The sequence below is a fragment of the Treponema sp. R80B11-R83G3 genome, from assembly GCF_054786115.1.
The window spans coordinates 1-896 of record NZ_BDHF01000300.1; the positions used below are offsets into that span (position 1 = coordinate 1).

The 896-nt window shown below is 42.4% G+C and carries 1 protein-coding gene and 1 pseudogene; both read left to right on the plus strand.

Annotation, left to right across the window (positions count from 1 at the left end; translation table 11 throughout):
- A pseudogene (locus ACYVRH_RS13455) lies at positions 1-527 on the plus strand (Asd/ArgC dimerization domain-containing protein); the annotation flags it as partial.
- Between the two features lie 81 nt (positions 528-608).
- The coding region (locus ACYVRH_RS13460; protein WP_461257404.1) for a response regulator at positions 609-896 on the plus strand (288 nt) is incomplete at its 3' end.

Sequence of the window (896 nt, forward strand, 5' to 3'; positions counted from 1 at the left end):
GCGGTTTCAGGAGCGGGGTATCCCGGCGTGGCAAGTTGGATATGGTCGGTAAAAACGTTTCTTACATTGGCGGCGAAGAGGAAAAGTCTGAGAAAGAACCGCTTAAAATTTTCGGTTACATTGACAATGGCGTGTTTAAAAACGCGGAGTTTCCAAAAATTTCCGCCCATTGTAACCGCGTACCTGTAACTGACGGACATTCGGCGTGTATAAGCCTTGAATTTGCCGCAAAAAAGCCGTCTCTTGAAGAAATAAAGAAAATTTGGGCAGCTTACAAAGGATTGCCGCAGGAGGCAAACCTCCCAATGGCGCCAAAACAGCCGATTATCTACCGTGAAGAGGATAATCGTCCCCAACCGCGTAAGGATCGAGACACAGACAAGGCTATGGCGGTCGTTATAGGGCGGCTTCGTCCCTGTAATGTGTTTGATATACGGTTTGTGGCGCTTTCGCACAATACCGTGCGCGGCGCTGCCGGAGGCGGTATTCTTAACGCGGAATTGTTAAAATACAAAGGATATTTATGATAATTTTCAATTTCCTATTTGACTATTTCAATGAAATATGTGTAGAATTAAAATATTAATTAAAGAAAGGACGAGGATTTTATGGAATTTTTAATAGTTGATGATTCGAGGCCTGCTCGTAATCTTATTAAAACTTATGTTGCCGAGGTAAAGATAGGCGAGCCATGTTATTTTCTTGAGGCGGGAGATAGTGAAACTGCGCTAGATTTGTTAAAAACCAGGCGTGTCGATTTTGTCTTGCTCGACTGGAATTTATCTACGAATACGACAGGCTTGGATATTTTAAAAACAATCAGGGGTTCGGATAAATTAAAGAAATTGCCCGTTATAATGATATCCGGTGAAAGCGATAAACAGCATGTCATTGAA